We start from the raw sequence: 25,982 nt of genomic DNA, 5'->3' as shown, positions 1-25,982 counted from the left end.
TGCCCCGCCTGCATCAAGCGCTTGATTTTTCCGCTCCGACTCTCTAAACGGCCCGCGATGAAAACCGTGGGCCGAGGCTATGGCCCAGTCAATCGCGAGGCGTCTGAGAGATGGCAAAGGCAAAGTTTGAACGCGGCAAGCCGCACTGCAACATCGGCACGATCGGTCACGTCGACCACGGCAAGACGACGCTGACGGCGGCGATCACCAAGTACTTCGGTGACTTCCGCGCCTACGACCAGATCGACGGCGCGCCCGAAGAGAAGGCCCGCGGTATCACGATCTCGACCGCACACGTCGAGTACGAGACCGAGAACCGTCACTACGCGCACGTCGACTGCCCCGGCCACGCCGACTACGTGAAGAACATGATCACCGGTGCCGCCCAGATGGACGGCGCGATCCTGGTGGTGAACGCAGCCGACGGCCCGATGCCGCAGACCCGCGAGCACATCCTGCTGGGCCGCCAGGTGGGTATCCCCGCCATGGTCGTGTTCATGAACAAGGTTGACCAGGTCGACGACGAAGAGCTGCTCGAGCTCGTCGAGATGGAAATCCGCGAACTGCTCTCCGCCTACGACTTCCCGGGCGACGACATTCCGATCATCGCGGGCTCCGCTCTGGCGGCGATGGAAGGCCGTGACCCGGAAATCGGCGAGAACAAGATCCGCGAACTGATGGCGGCCGTGGACGAGTACATCCCGCAGCCGGCACGCGCGATCGACCAACCCTTCCTGATGCCGATCGAAGACGTCTTCTCGATCTCGGGCCGCGGTACGGTTGTGACCGGTCGTGTCGAGCGTGGCGTGATCAACGTGGGCGACGAAATCGAGATCGTGGGCATCCGCGACACCTCGAAGACCACCTGCACCGGCGTCGAGATGTTCCGCAAGCTGCTGGACCGCGGTGAAGCGGGCGACAACATCGGCGCGCTGCTGCGCGGTGTCGACCGTGAGGGCGTCGAGCGTGGCCAGGTTCTGTGCAAGCCGGGTTCGGTGAAGCCGCACACGAAGTTCGAGTGCGAGGTCTACATCCTGACCAAGGAAGAAGGTGGCCGTCACACGCCGTTCTTCAAGAACTACCGTCCGCAGTTCTACTTCCGCACCACCGACGTGACCGGCACGGTCGAGCTGCCCGAGGGCACCGAGATGGTGATGCCGGGCGACAACCTGAAGTTCAACGTCGAGCTGATCGCCCCCATCGCGATGGAAGACGGCCTGCGCTTCGCCATCCGCGAAGGTGGCCGCACCGTCGGTTCGGGCGTCGTGTCGAAGATCGTCGAGTAATCACAGCTTTGCTGTGATGGTGGCGACAGTGCCTTCGGCCCTGGCCGAAGGTCACGAGAGCCACTCGGTGAAGATACGAAAGGGCGCCCCAAGGGGCGCCCTTTCTGCTTGGTGGCAGGTCTTTCGGGGGCGTGCTCCCCGTCTTCTTCTGTTATCGCGCAACAACCGCGCCGGGCCGGCGTTACCCCTGCAAGACGAGAACCGAAGGAGACCGTGTATGATGAAGCGAACGACGGCAGCAGCGATCCTCTCCGCCATGCCCATGATGCTCTGGGCGATGGGCGACCAGCCCGATCCCGATGGCTTGCTGGATATCGAGGGGACCCTGCAACAGGGCACCGAATGCCCCCTGATCGTGACCGAGTCCGGCACGGCCTTCGCCCTGTCGATGGGGGACCGGAAATGGGAGCCGGGGCAGCGCGTGCGGGTGCACGGCAGCCTTGTCGAGATGTCCATCTGCATGGAAGGCGAGGGGACCATCGGCGTCAGCGACATCGACCCGCTCTGAGCGTCATCCGACCCCGGTAACGAAAACGCCCCCGCGATCACTCGCGGGGGCGTTCGTTTGTGTCGGTTGTCCCGGGAAGGCCCGGGAGCCGCTTATTCGCGGCTCTCGGGGGTATCCACGATCAGCGTGTCGAACTCGTCGCCACCGACCGCGTCGTCTTCCATCACCGGCGCAGCCAGTGGCTGCGGCGGCTTCGGCTTCTTCCCGGCGCGCCTCGATCACGACGTTGTCGCGATCCTGCGCGATCTTGCGCACCTTCTGCGTCGCGCCACCGGTGCCGGCGGGGATCAGACGGCCCACGATCACGTTCTCCTTGAGACCGATCAGCGTGTCCTTCTTGCCCTGAACCGAGGCTTCGGTCAGCACGCGCGTGGTCTCCTCGAAGGAGGCGGCAGAGATGAACGACCGGGTCTGCAGCGAGGCCTTGGTGATGCCCAGCAGGATCGGTTCGCCCGATGCCGGACGGCTCGCCCTTCTTCTCGGCCTTCGCGTTGGCTTCGTCGAACTCCATCTTGTCGACGTGCTCGCCCTTCAGAAGCGTGGTGTCACCCGAGTCGAGGATCTCCCACTTCTGAAGCATCTGACGAACGATGACCTCGATGTGCTTGTCGTTGATCTTCACGCCCTGAAGGCGATAGACGTCCTGCACCTCGTCGATCATGTAGTTCGCCAGCGCCTCGATCCCCATGATCGAGAGGATGTCGTGCGGCGCCGGGTTGCCGTCCATGATGTAGTCACCCTTCTGGACGAAGTCGCCTTCGACCACCGGGATGTGCTTGCCCTTCGGGATCATGTACTCGCGCGGCTCGAGGCTGTCGTCGGTCGGCTCGATAGAGATGCGGCGCTTGTTCTTGTAGTCCTTCCCGAAGCGCACATAGCCGTCGATTTCGGCGATGATCGCGTGGTCCTTGGGACGACGCGCCTCGAAGAGTTCGGCCACACGCGGCAGACCACCGGTGATGTCCTTCGTCTTCGCGCCTTCGCGCGGGATACGCGCGACGACGTCACCGGCCTTGACCTCCTGCCCGTCTTCACAGGACAGGATGGCGTCCACGGACATCGGGTAGGTGATCGGGTTGCCCGCGTCGTTGCGCACCGGCTCGCCGTCGGCATCCATCAGGATGATCTCGGGCTTGAGCTCGTTGCCCTTGGGCGCCGCCCGCCAGTCGATCACGATCTTCTGGGTCATGCCGGTGGCATCGTCGGTCTCGTCGCGGACGGCAATGCCCGTCACGAGGTCGACGTGCTTCGCGACACCGTCCTTCTCGGCGATGATCGGCAGGGTGTAGGGGTCCCACTCGAACAGCTTGTCGCCGCGCTTGATGTCCTGCCCGTCGGTGACGAACAGCTTCGAGCCGTAGCCCATCTTGTGCGACGCGATCTCTTCGCCCTGATCGTTGACGATGAGCACCTGCATGTTGCGGTTCATCACGATCAGTTCGCCCGCGGCATTGGTGATCACGCCGGGGTTGGCGAACTGGATCTTGCCGTTCTGCGAGGCTTCGAGGAACGAGCGCGAGGAGCCCTGCGCAACGCCGCCCATGTGGAAGGTCCGCATGGTCAGCTGCGTGCCCGGTTCACCGATGGACTGCGCCGCGATGATGCCGACGGCTTCGCCGGTGTTCACGCGGGTACCGCGGGCAAGGTCACGCCCGTAGCAGGTGGCGCAGACGCCCTCTTCGGCCTCGCAGGTCAGCGGCGAGCGGATGCGCGCCGTCTGCAGCCCCGAGTCCTCGATGGCATCGGCCATGCGCTCGTCGATCAGCTCGCCCTGGCGGACCAGCATGTCGCCCGAGATCGGGTGCACAAGGTCCTCTGCCGCGACGCGGCCCAGAACGCGCTCGCCCAGCGTCGCCACCACTTCGCCGTCGTTGACGGCAGCCTCGGCGGTGATCGCCATGTCGGTGCCGCAGTCGATCATGCGAATGATGCAGTCCTGCGCCACGTCCACCAGACGGCGGGTCAGGTAACCCGAGTTCGCCGTCTTCAGAGCCGTATCGGACAGACCCTTCCGGGCGCCGTGGGTCGAGTTGAAGTATTCAAGAACGGTCAGACCTTCCTTGAAGTTCGAGATGATCGGCGTCTCGATGATGTCGCCGTTCGGCTTCGCCATCAGGCCGCGCATCCCGCCCAGCTGCTTCATCTGCGTGACCGAGCCACGGGCACCGGAGTGCGCCATCATGTAGACCGAGTTCGGTTCCATCACGGCACCGGCCTCGTCCCGGCGTTCCGCCGAGATGGTCGACATCATGGCCTCGGTGACCTTGTCGTTACACTTCGACCAGGCGTCCACGACCTTGTTGTACTTTTCGCCCTGGGTGATCAGGCCGTCCATGTACTGCTGTTCGAAGTCCTTCACCTGATCGCGGGTCTCTTCGACGATGTCCCACTTGTTGTCCGGGATCACCATGTCGGCCTTGCCGAAGGAGATACCGGCCTTGAAGGCCTCCTTGAAGCCCATGGACATGATCTGGTCGCAGAAGATCACCGACTCTTTCTGGCCGCAGTAGCGGTAGACGGTGTCGATGACGCGCTGCACGTCCTTCTTCCGCAGAAGCTGGTTGACCAGGTCGAAGGGCGCCTTGGCGTTCAGCGGCAGCAGAGCGCCCAGACGGACCCGTCCGGGGGTGGTCTCGAACCGCTGCCAGACCTCGTTGCCCTCTTCGTCGATCTGCTTCACCCGCGCCTCGGATCTTGGCGTGCAGGTGGACCTCTCCGGCGTTGAGCGCGTGCTCGACTTCCTCGATCGAGGAGAAGAGCATGCCCTCACCCTTCATGCCTTCGCGCATGATGGTGACGTAGTAGAGGCCCAGAATCATATCCTGCGAGGGAACGATGATCGGCGCGCCGTTGGCGGGCGACAGGACGTTGTTCGTCGACATCATCAGGACGCGCGCTTCCAGCTGTGCCTCAAGCGACAGCGGGACGTGCACGGCCATCTGGTCGCCGTCGAAGTCGGCGTTGAAGGCCGAGCAGACCAGCGGGTGAAGCTGGATCGCCTTGCCTTCGATCAGTTGGGGCTCGAACGCCTGGATGCCCAGACGGTGCAGCGTGGGCGCGCGGTTCAGAAGGACCGGGTGCTCACGGATGACCTCGTCGAGGATGTCCCAAACCTCGGGACGCTCTTTCTCGACCAGCTTCTTCGCCTGCTTCACGGTGCTGCTGAGGCCCTTGGCCTCGAGCCGCGAGTAGATGAAGGGCTTGAAGAGTTCGAGCGCCATCTTCTTGGGCAAGCCGCACTGGTGCAGCTTGAGTTCCGGGCCGGTCACGATGACCGAACGGCCCGAGAAGTCGACGCGCTTGCCCAGAAGGTTCTGACGGAAGCGGCCCTGCTTGCCTTTCAGCATGTCGGACAGCGACTTCAGTGGACGCTTGTTGGCGCCGGTGATGACGCGGCTCGCGACGGCCGTTGTCAAAGAGGGCGTCGACCGATTCCTGCAGCATCCGCTTTTCGTTGCGGACGATGATGTCCGGCGCGCGCAGTTCGATCAGCCGCTTGAGGCGGTTGTTCCGGTTGATCACGCGGCGGTACAGGTCGTTCAGGTCGGAGGTCGCGAAGCGGCCACCGTCCAGCGGCACCAGCGGGCGCAGTTCCGGCGGAATGACCGGGATCACGGTCAGGACCATCCACTCGGGGCGGTTGCCGGATTCCAGGAAGCTTTCAACCACCTTCAGGCGCTTGATGATCTTCTTGGGCTTCAACTCGCCGGTGGCTTCCTTGAGGTCGGCGCGCAGGTTCTCGGCCTCGGACTCGAGGTCGATGGCGGCCAGCATCTCGCGGATCGCCTCGGCGCCGATATTGGCCGCAAAGGCGTCTGCGCCGTACTGGTCCTGCGCGTCGTTGTATTCTTCCTCGGTCAGCATCTGGCCGTAGGTCAGGTCGGTCAGACCCGGCTCGATGACGACGTAGTTCTCGAAGTAGAGCACGCGCTCGAGGTCACGCAGGGTCATGTCCAGCATCAGGCCGATGCGCGAGGGCAGCGACTTGAGGAACCAGATATGGGCGCAGGGAGCGGCCAGCTCGATGTGGCCCATGCGCTCGCGGCGCACTTTCTGAAGGGTGACTTCGACGCCGCATTTCTCGCAGACGACGCCGCGGTACTTCATGCGCTTGTACTTGCCGCAGAGGCACTCGTAGTCCTTGATCGGGCCGAAGATGCGCGCGCAGAACAGGCCGTCACGCTCGGGCTTGAACGTGCGGTAGTTGATGGTTTCCGGCTTCTTGATCTCGCCGAAGGACCACGAGAGGATCCGCTCGGGCGAGGCCAGCGAGACCTTGATCTCGTCGAAGACCTTCTGCGGGGCCAGCGGGTTGAACGGGTTGTTGGTCAGTTCCTGGTTCATCTTGTTCCTCGTGAATGTGAGGGAAGCGGGGGAGAGGAGCCGCCAGGACCTTTCTAGCCGAAAGGTCCTCGGCAAGCAGAGTTTTCGTCGAAAACTCTGCGCTTACTCGTCTTCCTCCGCATCCAGGAGTTCCATGTTGAGGCCGAGGCCGCGCACTTCCTTGACGAGAACGTTGAACGATTCCGGCACGCCGGCCTCGAAGTTGTCCTCGCCCTTGACGATCGACTCGTAGACCTTGGTCCGGCCCGCCACGTCGTCCGACTTCACCGTCAGCATCTCCTGCAGGGTATAGGCGGCGCCATAGGCTTCCAGTGGCCCAGACCTCCATCTCCCCGAAGCGCTGACCGCCGAACTGCGCCTTGCCGCCCAGCGGCTGCTGGGTGACGAGCGAGTAGGGGCCCGTCGAACGCGCGTGGATCTTGTCGTCGACGAGGTGGTGCAGCTTCAGCAGGTATTTGACACCCACCGTCACCTTCCGGGCGAACTGCTCACCCGAGCGCCCGTCGAAGAGCACCGACTGGCCGCTCTCGTCAAAGCCCGCGCGGGTCAGCGCGTCGTTCACGTCCGCCTCTTTGGCACCGTCGAAGACCGGGGTCGCGATCGGCACGCCGCTCCGGACGTTGCCCGCCGCTTCCAGCAGGTCGGTCTCGTCCATCGTGGCAAGGCCTTCTTCGTAGACCTCGTCGCCATAGGCGATCCGCAGGGCCTCGCGCACCGGGGTCATGTCACCCGAGCGGCGGTATTCCTGCAGGGCCTCGTCCACCCTGATGCCAAGCGCGCGTGCGGCCCAGCCCATGTGGGTTTCGAGGATCTGACCGACGTTCATGCGCGAAGGCACGCCCAGCGGGTTGAGGCAGAAGTCGACCGGCGTGCCGTCCGCGAGGAAGGGCATGTCCTCCATCGGAACGACGCGCGACACGACACCCTTGTTGCCGTGACGGTACCGGCCATCTTGTCGCCCGGCTGAAGCTTGCGCTTCACCGCGATGAAGACCTTGACCATCTTCATCACGCCCGGCGGCAGGTCGTCGCCGCGACGCACCTTCTCGACCTTGTCCTCGAAACGGGCGTCAAGCGCGCGCTTCTGGATCTCGTACTGCTCGTGCAGGGCCTCGACGTGCTTGGCGTCCTGCTCCTCGGCGAGGGCAAGCTGCCACCACTGGCCACGCGTCAGCGTTTCCAGCAGGTCCTCGGTCACCTCGGAGTTCGCCTTGACGCCCTTCGGGCCCTTCACGGCGGTCTTGCCAAGGATCATCGTCTTGAGACGGGCGTAGATGTTGCGGTCGAGGATCGCCAGCTCGTCGTCCCGGTCCCGGGCCAGCTGTTCGATCTCTTCACGCTCGATCTGAAGCGCCCGCTCGTCCTTTTCGACGCCGTGACGGTTGAAGACGCGGACCTCCACGACAGTGCCGTAGTCGCCCGGCTTCACCCGCAGCGAGGTGTCGCGCACGTCCGATGCCTTTTCGCCGAAGATGGCGCGCAGAAGCTTCTCTTCCGGCGTCATCGGGCTTTCGCCCTTCGGGGTGATCTTGCCGACGAGGATATCGCCGGGTTCGACGTCCGCCCCGATGTAGACGATACCCGCTTCGTCGAGGTTGCGCAGGGCTTCCTCGCCGACGTTGGGGATGTCGCGGGTGATCTCTTCCGGCCCGAGCTTGGTGTCACGCGCCGCCACTTCGAATTCCTCGATGTGGACAGAGGTGAACACGTCGTCCCGCGCGATGCGCTCCGAGATCAGGATCGAGTCTTCGTAGTTGTAGCCGTTCCACGGCATGAAGGCGACGATGACGTTCTTGCCGAGCGCCAGTTCCCCCATGTCGGTGGACGGGCCATCCGCGATGACCTCGTTCTTGCGCACCGTCTGACCCACCTTCACCAGAGGCTTCTGGTTGATGCAGGTGTTCTGGTTCGAACGCTGGAACTTGCGCATGCGGTAGATGTCGACACCCGCGTCGCCCAGCTCCAGATCCTCGGTTGCCCGGATCACGATCCGCTGCGCATCGACCTGGTCGATGATGCCGGCGCGCTTGGCCATGACGGCCGCGCCGGAGTCGCGGGCCACGACTTCCTCGATGCCGGTGCCGACCAGCGGCGCCTCGGCGCGCAGCGTCGGAACCGCCTGACGTTGCATGTTCGAACCCATCAGGGCGCGGTTGGCGTCGTCGTTTTCAAGGAAGGGGATCAGCGAGGCCGCGACCGACACCAGCTGCTTCGGCGAGACGTCGATCAGGTCGACGTTTTCGCGCGGGGCGAGGGTGTAGTCACCGGACTGGCGCGTGCTGACCAGCTCGTTGTTGAACACGCCGTTTTCGTCCAGCGAGGCGTTGGCCTGCGCCACGGTGTGACGCATTTCCTCGGTCGCGGACATGTAGTGCACTTCGTCGGTGACCTTGGCGTCCTTGACGACGCGGTAGGGGGTCTCGATGAAGCCGTATTTGTTCACGCGGGCAAAGGTGGCCAGCGAGTTGATCAGACCGATGTTCGGGCCTTCCGGCGTTTCAATCGGGCACATCCGGCCATAGTGGGTCGGGTGAACGTCGCGGACCTCGAAGCCCGCGCGCTCGCGCGTCAGACCGCCCGGCCCAAGCGCCGAGAGGCGCCGCTTGTGCGTCACTTCCGACAGCGGGTTGGTCTGGTCCATGAACTGCGACAGCTGCGACGAGCCGAAGAATTCGCGGACCGCCGCCGCCGCCGGTTTCGCGTTGATCAGGTCCTGCGGCATGACCGTGTCGATCTCGACCGAGGACATGCGCTCCTTGATGGCGCGCTCCATCCGCAGCAGGCCGACGCGGTACTGGTTTTCCATCAGTTCGCCGACCGACCGCACGCGGCGGTTGCCGAGGTGGTCGATGTCGTCGATCTCGCCGCGCCCGTCGCGCAGGTCCACCAGCGCCTTGATGCAGGCGACGATGTCCTCGCGGTCCAGCGTGCGCTGGGTGTCGGGCTTTTCAAGCGCCAGACGCATGTTCATCTTCACGCGGCCCACGGTACCGACAGGTCGTAGCGCTCGCTGTCGAAGAACAGCGTGTCGAAGAGCGAAGAGGCGGCCTCGACGGTGGGCGGCTCACCCGGGCGCATGACACGGTAGATGTCCATGAGCGCCGAGTTGCGGTCCATGTTCTTGTCCTGCGCCATGGTGTTGCGCATGTACGGACCGACGGTGACGTTGTCGATGTCCAGAACCGGGATCTCGGTCACGCCGGCATCGATCAGGTCCTTGAGCGTGCCGCCGGTCACTTCGCCGTCCTTGTCGACGGTCCAGGTGAGCTCGTCACCGGCCTCGACGTAGATGGCGCCGGTCTCTTCGTTGATGATGTCCTTGGCGACATACTTGCCGACGATGTGCTCGAAGGGCACCAGCAGGTTCTTCACCGTGCCTTCGTCGATCAGCTTCTTCACCGCGCGCGGCGTCACCTTCTTGGTGGCCTCGGCGATGATCTCGCCCGAATCCGCGTCCACGAGGTCGAAGGTCGGACGGGTGCCGCGCACGCGGTCCGGGAAGAATTTCGTGACCCAGCCCTCGCCACGGCGATACTCGAAGTTCACCGTGTTGTAATAGGCGTCCATGATCGCTTCCTGGTCGAGACCAAGAGCGTAGAGCAGCGTCGTCACCGGCAGTTTCCGGCGGCGGTCGATGCGTGCGAAGACGATGTCCTTGGCGTCGAATTCGAAGTCCAGCCACGAGCCGCGATAGGGGATGATGCGGCAGGCGAAGAGCAGCTTGCCCGAGCTGTGCGTCTTGCCCTTGTCATGGTCGAAGAACACACCGGGCGAACGGTGCATCTGGGACACGATCACGCGCTCGGTGCCGTTCACGATGAACGTCCCGTTCGGGGTCATCAGGGGCATGTCGCCCATGAAGACGTCCTGTTCCTTGATGTCCTTGACCGACTTCGCGCCGGTGTCCTCGTCGATATCGAAGACGATCAGGCGCAGGGTGACCTTCAGCGGCGCGCTGTAGGTCATGTCGCGCTGCATGCATTCCTCGACGTCGTACTTCGGCTTCTCCAGCTCGTAGTCGACGAATTCCAGGATGGCGGTCTCGTTGAAATCCTTGATCGGGAAGACCGACTGGAAAACCCCCTTGATGCCTTCGCCGTCCATCGGCTTGGGCTGGTCGCCGGAGGCGAGGAACAGCTTGTAGCTGGATTTCTGAACCTCGATGAGGTTCGGCATTTCAAGGACTTCGCGGATCTTGCCGTAGTAACGGCGAAGACGTTTCTGGCCAAGGAAGCTTTGCGCCATGACAGATGTCACCTTTCGATATCTCGTCCGAGAAACGCGCCGTCGGGCTACGGTGCGCCTCGTCAGTGACGGCGTGGGGTCCGTTGATCCATTCTCGGTCCGCGTCCCACCGCAGACCACTCGATCAAGGGTCCCTGCCTTGGAAAGACTCCCGCCCGATGGGGGAGGCTTGCCAAGCCGGGGAAGGCCGATGAATGCCGGTCCATTCCGCGCATCCCGATGATTTTTCAGAAAATTTTCCGATGTTTCGGGGCTGGGCGGATGGTTAATTCTCTCTGCGCGCGACCCCCGATCATGCAAAACACGAAAGCGGCTTCGAATCAATCGAACCCGCGTGAGGTTTCCAGATATTCGGTGAACGGCGCAAAGGCAAGACCCCTGGCGGGGTGTTGCGGATTTATGCGTGCCCGGAGAATGACAAAATCCGCGCCGCAGGTCAAGCTGACTGGCGCCTCTCGTCGGACACCCTGCGGATTTTTGCACCCGCCGTCCCGGTGTCCGCCCGGGCGTCCGCTCCGGACCCGCCCGGGGCGGCCTCCCGGCAGGGGCCGGGGCCTTTGGGCCGGAAGCGGGGCGGGATGCGGACTGGACCCCCGGGCAGGGCGCCCGCCTCCCGCATGCGCGGCGCCCCCCAACCCTCAGCGCCCGGCGCGCCGCTTGCGGGCGGGATGGCGCAAGCCCCGGGGCCTGCCGGTGCAGAAGGGGGGGCGGCGGGCGCCGTCCCGGGCCCGCCGGGGGCTGTCCGCTCAGGTCCGGGGGCCAGCGCCCCGCCCGCCAGCCGCCAGGTCTTCGGCGGCAGCATCCGCGCCCGCAGCCGCTCCAGCCGCCAGGCCTCTCCGGCGGGTCCGTGCCGTGGCTCCATCCGCCAGCGCGTCTCGACGCCCGGCGCGCCGCCTGCCCCGGGCGTCAGCAACAGCCCCATCGGGCGGCAGCGCCCGGCAGCGCTGCCGGCCTCGGCGGCCAGATGCAGGCGCCGCACCGGTGTCAGGCCCGGAGGCTCCGGCAGTTCGGCCACCACCACCGGCACGGCGCCACTGCGCAGCGCCTCCTCCATCGCCCAAAGCCGGTCGATGGCGCGCGGGGCCGCGACGTGGATCACGTCCTGCGGCGGCAGGATCGGCTGCATGCCGCAGGGGTTCAGCCGCGCCCCCGAGGGGGCGCCCGCGATCCACAGAACCGGCGCCCCGGCCCGTGCCGCCAGCATCAGCGCCAGCCTGCGCCGCGCCTGCCCGCAGATCTCGTGCGCGCGCGACAGCGGCAGCACGACCTCCTCCCACAGCACCAGCCTGGGCGGCGGCGCATGGGGGCGACGGGACAGAAGGACGGCGGAATCGCTCATTCCTCAAATCTACAATGTTCCCTTTTCGTTCTCAAGAATTCCCGCCATGCGGCGCGCCGAGGGTCTCGCCCGGTGGCGGAAGGCCGCGACCCACCGGCGCCTCTCTCACCGGCCCGCCCTTCTTCTGTCCCGAAATATCCCGGGGGTCCGGGGGCAGAGCCCCCGTCGTGCCCGGCCTGGCAGGGCGCGGATCATCACGGCGGCAGGGCCCCTACCGGTGGCCCGGGTGGGCCGAAACCGCATGCTCTTGGCATCGCCTTCGCGCCCGCTATGCTCCGCCCCGACCACAGGAGACAGACATGCAGATGAAACCGCTGGGCCGCTCCGGCCTGATGGTGTCCGAGCTTTGCCTCGGCACGATGACCTACGGCAACCAGACCCCGCCGGAAGAGGCCCATGCCCAGATCGACCGCGCGCTCGATGCCGGGATCACCTTCATGGACTGCGCCGAAATGTACCCGGTGAACCCGGTGCGGGCCGAAACCGTGGGCCGCTCCGAAGAGATCCTCGGCGACTGGTTCGCAAGGACCGGGCGGCGCAACGACTGGGTGCTGGCCACCAAGCACACCGGCGAGGGCAGCGCCGTGGTCCGCGACGGCGCGCCGATCTCGGCGCAGACCATCCGCCCCACCATCGAGGCCTCGCTGAAGCGGCTGAAGACCGACCACATCGACCTCTACCAGTTCCACTGGCCCAACCGGGGCAGCTTTCACTTCCGCAAGAACTGGGGCTACGACCCCGCCGCCGCGCTCATGGACCGCGCCGCGATCCTCGCCGATATCGAGGACTGCCTCGGCGCGCTTCAGGCCGAGGTCGAGCGCGGCACCATCCGCGCCTTCGGCCTGTCGAACGAATCCGCCTCGGGGCACCGGGCAGTGGATCGAGGCGGCGCAGCGCGGCGGCGGGCCGCGGGTCGCCTCGGTGCAGAACGAATATTCGCTGCTCTGCCGCCTCGCGGATACCGACCTCGCCGAGACCCTGTACCAGGAAGAGGTGGGCCTCTTGCCCTATTCGCCGCTGGGCGCGGGCTTCCTGACCGGCAAGTACCAGTGGCGGCGCCGTGCCCGAGGGTTCGCGCATGGCGCTCAACGCGCAGATGGGCGGGCGTCGCAGCCCGCGTGTCCTGCCCGCGGTCGAGGCCTACCTGAAGGTCGCGCGGGACTTCGGCCTCGACCCGGTGCATATGGCGCTGGCCTGGTCGGCGCGGCGCAGCTTCGTCGCCTCGTCGATCTTCGGCGCGACCACGCTGGCGCAGCTGGACCACCTGCTGGGCGCCGTGGAGGTGACCCTCACCGAGGATCTTCTGGCGGCGCTGGATGCGGCCTACAAGGCCCACCCCATGCCCTACTGACGCCAAGGCGGCGCGGGGGGATCACCCCTGCGCCACCGTCCCGCGCAGCCGGTGCAGATACTGCGGCAGGGCGCGCGAGGACACGGCGGCCTCTTTCACGAGGTGGTCGAAATGCGCGGTGAAGGCGGTCACCCGCTCGGTGTCGCGAAAGGCAAGGTAGCTCTGCCCGACGTAAAGCACCGCCATCCGCGGCCCCATGACCGTGACCGGCGCCGAGAACAGCCGCCGCGCGTCGAAGAGATAGACCCGAAGCCGCGGATAGAGCCCCTCGACAAGGGCGATCATCCGGTCCAGCTGCTCCAGCCTCACCGGCTGCGGAACGCCGCGATAATAGCCCTCGCCCGCGGCAAAGCTGTCCAGTTCATGCAGCGGCACGGCGATCTCGAAATCCGACCGCGACACCCGCAGCCAGTCCAGCCGGTCCGCCGAGGCGTTGATCGCCTGTTCGGCGGTGCGCCCCAGATGCGGGCCGTATTCCCATTCCAGCACCGCGCGGGTCTTCAAAATGTCCGGCAGGGTCGTGGGCACGTGGCGGATCTTGTAGCCCTCGGCCTCCTGGTGCCAGCGAAAGATCGTCTCGTCGACCAGCGCGCGCGGCGCGCGGGTCAGCGTCGTCGAGGTCGCCAGCAGGTCGGCGGCGCTTTCGGGCCGTTCCGACAGGCCCAGCAGCCAGTCGCTGGACACACCCGCGGCCTGCGCGCAGGCCCCCACCAGATGCGCATTGGGCAGCCGCGCCCCTTCGTCCTTCAGCAGCTGCGAGACGGTCGAGCGGTCCACCCCCACGGCCCGCGCCAGCGCGGTCTGGTTCGACCCGGCGCGGGCCATGGCCTCGGAAAGGCGGGCGCGCAACAACGCGGCGCGACGACGTTTGTCAAGAATTTGCGGCATGTCGTGATAATTATCACAAATGCCGGATTTTGTGAACCAGAACCGCAATGGCGCAACAGCGCGGGCCGGGACAGTCTGCGGCCAAACCGAAACGACATGGACAGCCGCCTTGGACAGCCCCCGAAGAACCCTCGTGAAATCCCTGCTCTGGACCCTGATCGGCCTCGTGACCATGGGCCTCGTCGGCTTTGCCTTCACCGGCTCGCTCGCCTCGGGCGGCGGCATGGCGGCGATCAACGCGCTGATCGGCCCGGCCATGTACGCGCTCTACGAACGCCTCTGGGCGGCGATTCCATGGGGCCGCGATGCCTGAGCCAGCGCCGTCAGACTGCGCGGCCTCGACGGCCCCTCCCGTGCCTGCCGGCGAGCTGCCAGGCTGACCGGACGCCGGGCATGCCGGTCCCGGTGCTGACCACCGCGCGGCAGGCCGCGCCGAGGCATGAGAGGCGGTCGGGCCGCCCTTGTCGCAACCGCCCCTGACCGCCCCCTGCCACGACCCGGAAAGCAGCAGCCCCAACCTCGGGCCCTGTCCGACCCGGCTCGCGGGAAAGCCCGCGCCGCCACGGGGCATCCCACGTCCCGGAACTGCGCATCCCCGGGGCTTCTTCTTGGTCCAAATACCCAAGAGCAACAGCCGCCCCCGAACGCCGATCCTGGCGTTTTCGCACTGGCCCCCGCCGCCCATCGGCGTATGACCAATCGCCATGGACCTCTGGATCATCGCCACCCTCTCCGCCGCCACCTTCCAGACCCTGCGCTTCATGCTGCACAAGGTGCTGGCGGGCGGGGCGCTGACGGCCACCGGCAGCACCTTTGCCCGTTTCGCTTATGCGGCGCCCGCAGCCGTCCCGGCGCTGGCGCTCTATGCCCGCGCCACGCCCGGGCCGCTGCCGACGCTGGCGCCGGGCTTCTGGGGCTGGGCCGTGGCGGGCGGGCTGGGGCAGATCCTCGCCACGATCCTTGTCGTGCTCACCTTCCGCGAGCGCAACTTCGCCGTCGGCATCACCTTCAAGAAGACCGAGGTCATCCAGACCGCGCTGCTGGGCCTCGCGGTGCTCGGAGAGCGTGTTTCGCCGGGCGGCTGGGCCGCCATCGGGCTGGGGCTTGCGGGCGTTCTGCTGCTGTCGCGTACCCCCGGCAGCGCCACGCGGCTGGCCGAGGGTCTGAAAAGCCGGGCGCTGCTCTTGGGCCTTGCCTCGGGCTTCTTCTTCGCGATCTCCGGCGTCGGCTACCGCGCCGCCACGCTGTCGGTCGAAACCGGCGACCCGCTGATGCGCGCCGGGCTGACGCTGGCCTGCGTGACCACCCTTCAGACGCTGGGCATGGCGCTCTGGCTCAGGCTGCGCGAGCCCGGCCAGATCACCGCCGTCTGGGCCGCGCGCCGGACCGCGCTCTGGCTGGGTCTTGCCTCGATGGCGGGCTCGCTCAGCTGGTTCACCGCCTTCACGCTGCAGACCGCAGCCTATGTCTACGCGCTGGGGCAGATCGAGCTGATCCTCTCTCTGGCTGCCTCGGTGCTGTTCTTCCGCGAAAAGGTCTCGACCCGCGAGGTGGCGGGCATCGCCGTGCTGACCGTCTCTATCGTGTTGCTGGTTCTGCTGGGATAGCCGCCTCCAGCGGCGCGCGGGACGTCGCGTCGCGCAGCACCAGCAGCACGGTGGTGAAGCTGACGTACAAGAGCAGGTACCACGACCCCATCTTCGCAAGGCTCACGAGGTCGAGCGTCGTCTGCCCGGCGTAAAGCCATGTGTTGGAATTGGTGCCGACATTCTCGGCCACCCAGAGCGCCACCGACGACAGGAAGGCCGCCAGCGGCAGCGGCATCCAGTAGGCGTGCTCGGCGATGGTGAACCAGACGCGGGTGCGCGCATAAAGGATCACCGTCAGCGCCATCAGCACGTAGCGTGCGTCCCAGATGTAGTGATGCGCGAAGAAATTGACGTAGATCGCCACCGCCAGCGCCAGAGAGGCCGCGAAGGGCGGGAAAGGGGCAAAGCGCATGTCGAAGAGGCGGATCACCCGTGCCATGTAGCTGCCCACGGCGGCATACATGAAGCCCGAGAACAGCGGCACGCCCCAAAGCTTCAGCAGCGCCGGTTCCGGGTAGGCCCAGCTGCCCGCATTGACCTTGAACAGCTCCATCGCCGTGCCGGTCAGGTGGAACAGCAGGATCACCCGCGCTTCCTGAAGGGTTTCCAGCCGCAACAGCAGGAAGGCCGCCTGTAGCGAGAGGGCATAGACGAACAGCGCGTCATAGCGCGCAAAGGCCCAGTCGTCGGGCCAAAGCCGGTCCGAGACAAACAGCCCCGCCAGCAGCAGAAAGCCGAACAGCGCGGCCCAGGCCTGCTTCAGCAGGAACATCGTGAATTCCACCAGCCCGTGGGGCAGGCGGGCGCGCATCCAGTCGCCGAGGGCGCGTTCGATAAGGCGGGTCCGTGTCATGACAGCGCAATGACCCGTCGGGCCACTGTCGTCCAGTGCGGGTTTCCTGACCCCGGGCGGGGCAGCGGGGCGGGCGATCCCGCTTGCAGGGTGACCCGGGTGGCGGGCCACCGGGCGCACCGGAACGCTGCCGCCCGGGGCGGGGGGACACTCAGGGCAGCTTTCGCGAAGGGCCTTCCTTGCGGCCCGCGCCGCCGCCGTGCTAGGGCGTGAACAGTGTTCAAAAAGAGGGGCGTCATGGCGGGCAAGGTGGCAGAGCGCAAGGCGGCGCTGAGGGCGAAACTCATCGACCTGGCAGAAGAGCAGATCGCCGCCGAGGGGCTGTCCTCGCTGCGGGCGCGGGAACTGGCGAAGCAGGCGGGATGCGCCACGGGGGCGATCTACACGCATTTCGCCGATCTCGACGCGCTGGTGCTGGAAGTCAACGGGCGCACGTTCCGCCGCCTTGGCGCCGCCGTCGCGGCCTCGGTCCGGGACCAGCAGGGCGATCCGGTCCAGCGGCTGATCACCATGTCGCATGCCTACCTGCATTTCGCGGCAGACCAGCCGATGCTCTGGCGGGCGCTCTTCGATGTGCAGATGTCGGCGGAGGGCCCCGTGCCGCAGTGGTACATGGATGCGCTGGGGAACCTCTTTTCCCACATCGCCGAACCGCTGGCCGAGGTGTTCCCCGAGATGGACGCCCGCGCGCTGGACCTGATGACGCGGGGCCTATTCTCTTCGGTGCACGGCATCGTGCTGCTGGGGCTGGAGCAGCGCATCTCTGCCGTGCCGCTGCCGCAGATCGAGGAAATGATCGCGCAGATCCTGTCCCGGGTGGGGCATTCCACAGAAAAATGAACGCCGTTCAAAAAATGTCTTGAACGGCGTTCAGGGAATCGCTATACCAATTTCATGAACGATGTTCACGAAAGGAAAGCGACGATGTTCGGAACCCTGAAGACCCTCTTCGACGGTGCCAATGCCCGGGCCGAAGAGAACCTGCGTGACCGCTATTGCATCGAACTGATCGACCAGAAGATCCGCGAGGCCACGGCCAGCCTGAAGGCGGCCAAATATTCGCTGGCCTCGCTGATCCAGCGTGAACGGGCCGAGACCCGGCAGGTGGCGGCGCTGGAAGAGCGCGCCGCGGATCTGACAGGGCGCGCCAGAGAGGCGCTGGCCGCAGACCGCGAGGATCTGGCTCAGGAGGCCGCTCAGGCCATCGCCACGATGGAAAACGAACTGACCCTCCGGCGCGGCACGGTGCAGCGGCTGGAAACGCGCATCCTGCAACTGCGCCAGTCGGTCGAGACCGCGAACCGCCGCCTGACCGACCTGAAACAGGGCGCCATCGCCGCCCGCGCCGCCAAGCGCGAGGCCGACATCCAGAAGCGCCTTGGCGCTCATGTGGCCAAGGAAACCGCCTTCGAAGAGGCCGAGGCGCTGATCCAGCGGGTGCTGAACCGTGACGATCCCTTCGAGCAGGGCCAGATCCTGAAAGAGATCGACGCGGGCCTCGACCAGACCGACATGGCCGACCGCATGGCCGATGCGGGCTTTGGCCGGGCCACGAAATCCACCGCGGCAGACGTCCTGAGCCGTCTGCGCACCACCGACTGACACCCCTCATTCTGCTGAACGCAAACCCCTGAAAGGAAAGACCCATGAACCTCGACCGCAACGAAAACGGCCTCATCCTCGTCCTCAACTTCGCCGGTGTCGCGCTGGCCCTGGCCCTGCTGGCGGGCTCGCTCTGGCTTTCGACCGAAGTGCCGCTGGCGACCAAGGGCTTCTGGGGCATGGGGATCGTGCTGCTGAGCCTGTCGCTGGTGAACGTGGTGAAATACCGCTTCGACCACCGCTCGTCCGAGGACCGCCTGCGCCGCATCGAAGACGCCCGCAACGAAAAGCTGCTGGAAGACGCGCTGCGCGAAGAGGGCTGAGGACCGGGCAGCGCCCGGCCCATCCCGATGCCGGACAAGGAAAAAGGCGGGGCTGCGGCCCCGCCTTTCATGGTTTCTCCGGATCAGGGCGCTGCGCTGGCGGTGGCAAGATCGTCGACGATCTTGCGCAAATTCCATCCATGGAATTTGCGCTCCGCATCACGCGGAAGGGCCCTTACAGCCCCGGGTACACCGGGAAGCGCTGGCACAGGGCTGCGACCTCACCCTTCACCTTGGCCTCGACCGCGGCATTGCCTTCGGCGCCATTGGCCTTCAGCCCGTCCACGACCTCGACGATCCAGTCGGCGATCTGGCGGAACTCGGCCTCGCCGAAACCGCGTGTCGTCCCGGCGGGAGAGCCCAGGCGGATACCGGAAGTCACCGTCGGCTTCTCGGGGTCGAAGGGCACGCCGTTCTTGTTGCAGGTGATATGCGCGCGGCCCGGGGCCTTCTCGGTCTCGTTGCCCTTCACGCCCTTGGGGCGCAGGTCCACCAGCACCACATGGGTGTCGGTGCCATGGGTCACGGTGTCCAGCCCGCCCTTGATCAGCTGGTCCGACAGCGCCTGCGCGTTGCGGATCACGTTCTGCTGGTAGGTCTTGAACTCGGGGCGCAGCGCCTCGCCGAAGGCCACGGCCTTGGCCGCGATCACATGCATCAGCGGGCCGCCCTGAATGCCGGGGAAGATCGCCGAGTTGATCTTCTTGGCGATCTCTTCATCATTTGTCAGGATCATGCCGCCACGCGGACCGCGCAGGGTCTTGTGAGTCGTGGTGGTCGCCACATGCGCATGCGGGAAGGGCGAGGGGTGCTCGCCCGCCGCCACCAGACCGGCGAAATGGGCCATGTCGACATGCAGGTAGGCGCCGACGCTGTCGGCGATCTCGCGCATGCGGGCAAAATCGATCTGGCGCGGGATGGCGGAACCGCCGGCCACGATCAGCTTGGGCTGGTGTTCTTTTGCCAGCTCGGCGACCTGGTCGTAATCCAGCAGGTTGTCCTGCTTGCGCACGCCGTATTGCACGGCGTTGAACCACTTGCCGGACTGGTTCGGCCCGGCGCCGTGGGTCAGGTGGCCACCGGCGTCGAGGCTCATGCCGAGGATGGTGTCGCCGGGCTTGATCAGCGCCTGGAACACCCCCTGGTTGGCCTGCGAGCCCGAGTTCGGCTGCACGTTGGCGTATTCGCAGCCGAACAGCGCCTTGGCGCGGTCGATGGCGAGGTTCTCGGCCACATCGACGAAGTCGCAACCGCCGTAGTAGCGGCGGCCCGGGTAGCCTTCGGCATATTTGTTGGTCATGACCGAGCCCTGCGCCTGCAGCACCGCCCGGCTGACGATGTTCTCGGAGGCGATCAGCTCGATCTCGTCGCGCTGGCGGCCAAGCTCGCCGGTGATCGCGGCAAAGAGTTCGGGGTCACGGTCGGACAGGGCTTCGGTGAAGAAACCATCGTCACGGTGCGGTGCGTTCATGGGCCTGCTCCTGCGGATTCGAGATGCCCAGTGGGGTATAGGAAAGATCGGACGGCGCAAAGTCGTCAAAGCGACACTGTGCAATAATCCTGCGTCCTCTCTGGCCCTCGCGCAGCGGCTGTGCTTCCATCCGCGCAAAACGACCGGCACAGGAAACCCCCGCATGTCTCTTCGCATCGCCTTTTGCGCCTCGCCCGCGCCCATCGCGCAGGCGGCGCTGGAAGGGCTGACCCGGCGCTACGGCGACCACGCCGAGGACGGCGCCGATGTGATCGTGGCCCTGGGTGGCGACGGCTTCATGTTGCAGACGCTGCACCGGACCGAGGACAACCCGGCGCCGGTCTACGGCATGAACCGCGGCACCGTGGGCTTTTTGATGAACGAGTACTCCGAGCACGGGCTGCCCGAGCGGCTGCAATCGGCGGAAGAGGCGGTGATCAACCCGCTGGCGATGCGGGCGCTTTGCGTGGACGGGTCCGAGCACCGGGCGCTTGCGATCAACGAGGTCTCGCTGCTGCGCTCCGGGCCGCAGGCGGCACGGCTGAGGATCAGCGTCGACGGCAAGGTGCGCATGGCGGAGCTGGCCTGCGACGGCGCGCTGCTGGCGACGCCCGCCGGGTCGACGGCCTACAACTACTCGGCCCATGGACCGATCCTGCCGATCGGCGCGGATGCGCTGGCGCTGACGGCGGTGGCGGCCTTCCGGCCCCGGCGCTGGCGCGGGGCGATCCTGCCGAAGACCGCCGAGGTGACCTTTGAGGTGCTGCAGGGCGACAAGCGGTACCGGTCATGGCCGAGGCCGATGGCAATTCCGTGCGCAATGTCGTGCAGGTCCACATCCGGTCGGAGCCGCGGGTGGCGCATCGGGTGCTCTTCGATCCCGGTCACGGGCTGGAAGAGCGTCTGATCCGCGAACAGTTCACGTAAGCCCCGCCGGGCGGCGCTGTTTCCTGCGGACAGGCGTCCCAATGTGGCGGATCGCAGACCGCCCTGTGCGAATTTGAGGGGTTGTCCGGGAGGCCCCGGCGGCCATCTTGCCCCGACAGGCCGGGTACGGGGCGCCGGGACAGGAAAGAGACGACATGAGCCACACACTCGCCCGCGGCTTCGACCGTGACACCGACATAATCCCGGGCGGGGCGGAGGGCCGGGTGCAGATCGTCTGGTACGTCGATTACGCCTGCCCCCACACGCGGCGGATGCGCGACATCATCCGCCGTTCGCCAGAGCGTTTCGGCGGGCAGAACGCCTCTGTCGCGCTGCGTTTCATCCTGCCCGACGACGACAGCAGCGGCTCGGAACTGGCGGCGCGGGCTGCCTTTGCCGCCGGGCGGCAGGGCCGGTTCTGGGACATGCACGAGGCGCTCTTCCGCGCGCCGCCGACCTATACGCCGATGCGGGTGATGCGGATCGCGCAGAGGCTGGGGCTGGACATGGCGCGGTTCCGCGCGGATCTGGACAGCGAGGCGGCGCGGGAGAAGCTCGCCGCCGATCAGGCGGCCCTTGGCGAGGCCCGCGGCCTGCACATGCCGATGATCTTCATCGACGGGCGGTATTACGAGGGCGGCTGGGACGAGCAATCGCTGATCGAGGCCATCGAGAAACCTCTGGGGGTGCGCATCGCGCTGGCCAGCGAGGATTTCTTCCACTGGGCGGCCTCTGCCGGGCTGGTGCTGATCCTCGCCACGCTGGCGGCGCTTCTCGTGGCCAACCTTGGTGGACATGACTGGTACGAAGGCTTCCGCGAGACCGCTTTCGGGTTGAGTTTCGGCGGCGCCGAGTTCTCGCTTTCGCTGGAGTACTGGATCAACGACGGGTTGATGGCGCTGTTCTTCCTGCTGGTGGGGATCGAGATCAAGCGCGAGATCGTCTTTGGCGAGCTGTCGACGCGCGACCGGGCCATCCTGCCGGTGCTGGGCGCGCTGGGGGGCATGGTGGTGCCCGCGCTGGTCTACATGGCGTTTAACGCCGGCACCGACACGGCGCATGGCTGGGGGGTGCCCATGGCCACGGACATCGCCTTTACGCTGGGCATCATGGCACTGCTGGGCGACCGGGTGCCGACCTCGCTGAAGGTCTTCGTCTCGGCGCTGGCCATTGCCGACGACCTTGGCGCGATACTCGTGATCGCGATCTTCTACGGCGAAGGCTTCCACATGGAGGCCTTCGTGCTGGCCATGGCGGTCTTTGCGCTGATGCTGGGGCTGGCCGTGGGGCGGGTCTACAGCCGGATGCCCTACCTGCTGCTGGGCGTGGCGCTGTGGTACTACGTGCACGAGGCCGGGCTGCATGCGACCCTTGCGGGCGTGCTGACGGCGGCTGCGATCCCCTCGCGGCGTCCCGCCGATGCCAAGGCGGTGGCGGCGCAGGCGGCGGCCATCGTGGACGGAGAGCCCGACGCGACGCAGGTCGGGGACCGCGCCGTGCGGCGGTTGCAGAACGCCGTGAGCCGCCTGCGCGAACCGGGCTTTCACCTGCAGCAGGCGCTGGAAAGCTGGTCGAACTTCCTGATCCTGCCGCTGTTTGCCTTCTTCAACACCGGCATTCTTGTCATCGGCTCGTCGTTCTCGCCGCTGGCGCCGGAAAGCCTTGGGGTGATGCTGGGCCTGCTGATCGGCAAGCCGCTGGGGATCGTCGGCATCGTCTTCATCGCGACGAAACTGGGCATCGCGCGGCTGTCGTCGGAAATCTCGTGGATGCAGATGATCGGGGCGGGATTCCTCGCGGGCGTGGGTTTTACCATGTCGATCTTCATCTCTTCCGCCGCCTTTTCCGGGGCAGAGCTGGAAAGCGTGAAGCTGGCGGTGCTGCTGGCCTCGGCTGGCGCGGCGGTCACGGGATCGCTGCTGCTGGTGCTGGCGGGGGGCAGGGCGCAGTAGGGGGTAACCGACCGCGCAGGGACAAGGGCGGCGGGGACAATGCCCCGCCGCAGTCTGTTATCCGGCGTAGCCCAGCCCCTGAAGGGCCACGCGGATCTCGTCGAGGATCGCCGGGTCGTCGATGGTCGCGGGGGTCTTGAAGGCCTCGTTGTCGGCGATCTTGACCATGGTCGCGCGCAGGATCTTGCCAGAGCGGGTCTTGGGCAGGCGATCCACCACGCAGGCCAGCTTGAAGGCCGCGACCGGGCCGATCTGGTCGCGCACCAGCGTCACGCATTCCTTGACGATTTCCTCGTGCGGGCGGTTCACGCCGGACGACAGGCACAGGAAGCCCAGCGGCAACTGTCCCTTCAGCGGGTCCGTCACGCCGATCACCGCGCATTCGGCGACGTCGGGGTGGCTGGCCAGGACCTCTTCCATGCCGCCGGTCGACAGCCGGTGCCCCGCCACGTTGATGACGTCATCGGTGCGGGCCATGATGTAGACATAGCCGTCCTCGTCGATCATCCCCGCGTCGCCGGTCTCGTAATAGCCGGGGAAGTGGTCGAGGTAGGCCTTGCGAAAGCGTGGCTCGGCGTTCCAGAGCGTCGGCAGGGTGCCCGGGGGCAGGGGCAGCTTGACCGCGATGGCGCCCAACTCGCCGGTGGGCATCGGCTGCCCGGCCTCGTCGAGGATCTGGATGTCGTAGCCCGGCATGGGCTTGGCCGGAGAGCCGAGTTTCGTCGGCAGTTCCTCGATGCCCAGGGGGTTGCCCGCGATGCACCAGCCGGTTTCGGTCTGCCACCAGTGGTCGATGACCGGCACCTTCAGCTGCTCCTGCGCCCACTCGATGGTCGCCGGATCGGCGCGTTCGCCCGCCAGGTAGACGGCGCGCAGCCCGCTCAGGTCGTATTTCTTGACGAACTCGCCCTTGGGATCCTCGCGCTTGACCGCGCGGAAGGCGGTGGGCGCGGTGAAGAAGCTCTTGACCTTGTGCTCGGAAATCACCCGCCAGAAGGTGCCCGCGTCGGGGGTGCCCACCGGCTTGCCCTCGAAGATCACGGTGGTGTTGCCGTGGATCAGCGGCGCGTAGCAGATGTAGCTGTGGCCCACGACCCAGCCCACGTCCGAGGCGGCCCAGAAGACCTCTCCGGGCTCGACGTTGTAGAGGTTCTTCATCGTCCAGTTCAGCGCCACGAGGTGGCCGCCGGTGTGGCGCACGACGCCCTTGGGCTGGCCGGTGGTGCCCGAGGTATAGAGGATATAGGCCGGGTGGTTGCCTTCGACCGGCACGCAGTCGGCGGGTTTCACGCCATACTGGAAGCCGTGCCAGTTCACGTCGCGGCCTTCGACAAGGGCGGCGACCTCCTGCTCGCGCTGGAAGATCACGCAGAAGTCGGGCTTGTGGGTCGCCTGATCGATAGCGGCATCCAGCAGGGGCTTGTAGTGGACGACGCGCCCCGGCTCCATCCCGCAACTCGCGGCGATGATCGCCTTGGGCTGCGCGTCGTCGATCCTGACCGCCAGTTCATGCGCGGCGAAGCCGCCGAAGACGACCGAGTGGATGGCGCCAAGCCGTGCGCAGGCCAGCATGGCCTCCAGCGCCTCGGGGATCATCGGCATGTAGATGATGACGCGGTCGCCCTTTTCCACGCCCTTGGCACGCAGCGCACCGGCCAGCATGGCCACGCGGTTGCGCAACTCGACGTAGGAAATCTCGCGCTTGGTGTGGGTGATCGGGCTGTCGTAGATGATCGCCGTCTGCTCGCCCCGCCCGTTCTCGACATGGCGGTCGACGGCGTTCCAGCAGGTGTTGGTCTTGCCGTCGGCAAACCACTCGTAGAGGTGATCACCCTTGTCGAACAAGGCCTTCGAGGGCTTCACTTTCCAGTCGATGTCCCCTGCGGCGGACATCCAGAACGCCTCCGGGTCCGTTTTCCAGCTGTCGTAAACCGCGTCGTATCCCATGGTGTCCTCCCGTCGATCCCTTGGCATGCAAGCCTCCTCTCACACTTGCGGAATGGCTTAGGCCGCGCCACGGTTTTCCGGCAAGACTGTTGGCGCTGGTCAGGACAGATTACCGCAGGAATTTGCGGATTCACGCGGTTCCGCGCCTGCAAATTTTTGCAAAGCCCCTGAATTTCGGCATTTCGGCGCAAAGTTATCCAGGGTTTGCAAAGTCTCGCGCGGGGTTTCGCGAAGCGCGTGGATTCGCAGGTCTCGCCTGTGGCCTGGGCCCTCTTGCGTTGGGGCGGCGGCGCATCGGGTGCGCAAGGTGCTGTCGGGGGCCGCAGGCCTTGGCACCGCCGCAACATGCCGAAGCCGTGAACGCCCCGGTGCTTGCACTCCGGGGGCTGCTGCGCTGAATTACGGGCAGGGAAACAGCCGGAAAGACGCACCGATGCGGAAATTGGGGATGCTGATCTGGGCCTTGCTCTTGGCGGGTACGGCCCAAGCGCAGGCGTCCTGGGTGGTGGAAAGCGACCCGGCGACCGGGCGCCACGCCGCCCGGGCCTGCACCGAGGGCGGCGATGCCTCCGTCTGCACTGGAACTGTCCTGCTCGACCGAGCAACCGCTGTCCTGGGGCATGCGCACCGAGGGCATCGCGGATCTTGTCGTCGCGGAGTCGGTGGATGCCCTGATGGTGGTCGGCTCGTCCCTTGTCGGCACGCTGGAGTTCGAGTCGGTCGGGATGGAGTCCTTCCGTGCCCCGCTGGAGGAAACCCATGTCGACGGGCTGGAACGGCTGAAGGCCGGGATGCGCGCGGACATGCGCATGTGGTTCGGCCCCGAAGAGGCGCCGGAACTGTACCGGTTCGGCCTGTCGGGGTCGCGCAAGGCGATCAGCGAGGTCGAGGCCCTGTGTCCCTTGCCCGACTTCGCCGCCCGCGAGGTCGAGCGGCGGACACAGGTCGATCCGGGCAGCGTCGTGCTGGGTGAACTGGCAGAGGCCTGCCGGACGCTCGACGGCACGATTGCGGTGATGGAGGGCTTCCTCAGCGAGGTCGATCTTGACGGCAAGGGGGCCATGGATCTGGTGGTCGACCACAGCCTTGCGGAATGCTCGACCGCCACGAGCCTCGTGTGCAGCGACGCGGGATGCCAGAACTCGTTCTGGCTGGCGCAGGAGGACGGGCGTTACCGCCGGGTCTTCCTCGACACGATCCAGAGCTACCGCTCGGCAGAGCCGGGCGTCGTCGAGATTACCTTTCAGGGGGCCGCCTGCGGGCGCAGCGGCGGCAGCTGCACGCGCCACTACACGGTCGGACCGGATGCGCTGACCGAACGTTCCGCCGAGTGACGGGGCAAACCCGCCCGGAAGGGG

The 25,982-nt window shown here is 66.4% G+C and carries 14 protein-coding genes and 4 pseudogenes; 11 read left to right on the top strand and 7 right to left on the bottom strand.

Annotation, left to right across the window (positions count from 1 at the left end):
* Positions 1 to 110 precede the first annotated feature (110 nt).
* Both tuf and ABFB10_RS06790 read left to right on the top strand, forming a co-directional pair.
* Complete coding sequence (gene tuf / locus ABFB10_RS06795) at positions 111 to 1,286, top strand: elongation factor Tu (protein WP_347165933.1); 1,176 nt, start codon at positions 111 to 113, stop codon at positions 1,284 to 1,286.
* A gap of 217 nt (positions 1,287 to 1,503) precedes the next feature.
* Positions 1,504 to 1,794: a DUF5818 domain-containing protein gene (locus tag ABFB10_RS06790; RefSeq protein ID WP_347165932.1), complete on the top strand. Its 291-nt coding sequence runs from the start codon at positions 1,504 to 1,506 to the stop codon at positions 1,792 to 1,794.
* 92 nt (positions 1,795 to 1,886) lie between these two features.
* Here the strand turns inward: ABFB10_RS06790 and rpoC are convergent.
* The 3 genes and pseudogenes from rpoC to ABFB10_RS06775 all read right to left on the bottom strand — a co-directional run bounded on the left by rpoC (position 1,887) and on the right by ABFB10_RS06775 (position 11,721).
* A pseudogene (gene rpoC, locus ABFB10_RS06785) lies at positions 1,887 to 6,138 on the bottom strand (DNA-directed RNA polymerase subunit beta').
* 102 nt (positions 6,139 to 6,240) lie between these two features.
* A pseudogene (gene rpoB, locus ABFB10_RS06780) lies at positions 6,241 to 10,382 on the bottom strand (DNA-directed RNA polymerase subunit beta).
* Between the two features lie 436 nt (positions 10,383 to 10,818).
* The gene (locus ABFB10_RS06775) at positions 10,819 to 11,721 is read right to left on the bottom strand and encodes an ImuA family protein (protein WP_347165931.1); all 903 of its coding nucleotides are present in this window, start codon (positions 11,719 to 11,721) and stop codon (positions 10,819 to 10,821) included.
* A gap of 299 nt (positions 11,722 to 12,020) precedes the next feature.
* Between ABFB10_RS06775 and ABFB10_RS06770 the strand changes: the two are divergent.
* Positions 12,021 to 13,072: pseudogene (locus tag ABFB10_RS06770) on the top strand (aldo/keto reductase).
* Between the two features lie 21 nt (positions 13,073 to 13,093).
* Here ABFB10_RS06770 and ABFB10_RS06765 read toward each other — a convergent pair.
* Positions 13,094 to 13,960, bottom strand: a complete 867-nt coding sequence (locus ABFB10_RS06765) for a helix-turn-helix domain-containing protein (RefSeq protein ID WP_347165930.1) — start codon at positions 13,958 to 13,960, stop codon at positions 13,094 to 13,096.
* Between the two features lie 133 nt (positions 13,961 to 14,093).
* Between ABFB10_RS06765 and ABFB10_RS06760 the strand changes: the two genes are divergently transcribed.
* Together ABFB10_RS06760 and ABFB10_RS06755 are read left to right on the top strand one after the other, a co-directional pair.
* Positions 14,094 to 14,273 (top strand): DUF2061 domain-containing protein, encoded by a 180-nt coding sequence (locus ABFB10_RS06760; RefSeq protein WP_347165929.1) that lies wholly within the window; start codon positions 14,094 to 14,096, stop codon positions 14,271 to 14,273.
* Between the two features lie 391 nt (positions 14,274 to 14,664).
* A complete protein-coding gene (locus ABFB10_RS06755; protein WP_347165928.1) occupies positions 14,665 to 15,567 on the top strand; it encodes an EamA family transporter in 903 nt (300 codons plus the stop codon).
* On the opposite strand, the gene ABFB10_RS06750 is transcribed toward ABFB10_RS06755, so the two are convergent.
* Positions 15,539 to 16,402 (bottom strand): DUF817 domain-containing protein, encoded by an 864-nt coding sequence (locus tag ABFB10_RS06750; protein ID WP_347165927.1) that lies wholly within the window; start codon positions 16,400 to 16,402, stop codon positions 15,539 to 15,541. The genes ABFB10_RS06755 and ABFB10_RS06750 overlap by 29 nt on opposite strands.
* A gap of 237 nt (positions 16,403 to 16,639) precedes the next feature.
* On the opposite strand from ABFB10_RS06750, the gene ABFB10_RS06745 reads away from it, so the two are divergent.
* The 3 genes from ABFB10_RS06745 to ABFB10_RS06735 all read left to right on the top strand — a co-directional run bounded on the left by ABFB10_RS06745 (position 16,640) and on the right by ABFB10_RS06735 (position 18,327).
* Positions 16,640 to 17,242 (top strand): TetR/AcrR family transcriptional regulator, encoded by a 603-nt coding sequence (locus tag ABFB10_RS06745; protein WP_347165926.1) that lies wholly within the window; start codon positions 16,640 to 16,642, stop codon positions 17,240 to 17,242.
* 84 nt (positions 17,243 to 17,326) lie between these two features.
* Positions 17,327 to 18,004, top strand: a complete 678-nt coding sequence (locus ABFB10_RS06740) for a PspA/IM30 family protein (RefSeq protein WP_347165925.1) — start codon at positions 17,327 to 17,329, stop codon at positions 18,002 to 18,004.
* A 44-nt stretch (positions 18,005 to 18,048) separates the two neighbouring features.
* Positions 18,049 to 18,327: a hypothetical protein gene (locus tag ABFB10_RS06735; protein WP_023851971.1), complete on the top strand. Its 279-nt coding sequence runs from the start codon at positions 18,049 to 18,051 to the stop codon at positions 18,325 to 18,327.
* Between the two features lie 175 nt (positions 18,328 to 18,502).
* Here ABFB10_RS06735 and glyA read toward each other — a convergent pair whose 3' ends face one another.
* Positions 18,503 to 19,798 (bottom strand): serine hydroxymethyltransferase, encoded by a 1,296-nt coding sequence (gene glyA / locus ABFB10_RS06730; RefSeq protein WP_347165924.1) that lies wholly within the window; start codon positions 19,796 to 19,798, stop codon positions 18,503 to 18,505.
* Between the two features lie 163 nt (positions 19,799 to 19,961).
* Here glyA and ABFB10_RS06725 point away from each other — a divergent pair.
* Together ABFB10_RS06725 and nhaA are read left to right on the top strand one after the other, a co-directional pair.
* Positions 19,962 to 20,725 (top strand): annotated as a pseudogene (locus tag ABFB10_RS06725) (NAD kinase).
* 155 nt (positions 20,726 to 20,880) lie between these two features.
* Positions 20,881 to 22,677 (top strand): Na+/H+ antiporter NhaA, encoded by a 1,797-nt coding sequence (gene nhaA / locus ABFB10_RS06720; protein ID WP_347165923.1) that lies wholly within the window; start codon positions 20,881 to 20,883, stop codon positions 22,675 to 22,677.
* Between the two features lie 57 nt (positions 22,678 to 22,734).
* Here the strand turns inward: nhaA and prpE are convergent, their stop codons facing one another.
* Positions 22,735 to 24,624 (bottom strand): propionate-CoA ligase PrpE, encoded by a 1,890-nt coding sequence (gene prpE, locus ABFB10_RS06715; RefSeq protein WP_347167955.1) that lies wholly within the window; start codon positions 24,622 to 24,624, stop codon positions 22,735 to 22,737.
* 563 nt (positions 24,625 to 25,187) lie between these two features.
* Between prpE and ABFB10_RS06710 the strand changes: the two genes are divergently transcribed.
* On the top strand, positions 25,188 to 25,958 hold the full coding sequence (locus ABFB10_RS06710) for a hypothetical protein (protein ID WP_347165922.1): 771 nt from the start codon (positions 25,188 to 25,190) through the stop codon (positions 25,956 to 25,958).
* Positions 25,959 to 25,982: the final 24 nt, after the last annotated feature.

It is taken from the genome of Ponticoccus litoralis (genome assembly GCF_039769985.1).
GTDB classification, from domain to species: Bacteria; Pseudomonadota; Alphaproteobacteria; order Rhodobacterales; family Rhodobacteraceae; genus Ponticoccus; species Ponticoccus litoralis.
This window is presented reverse-complemented; position numbering and strand designations above follow the sequence as displayed.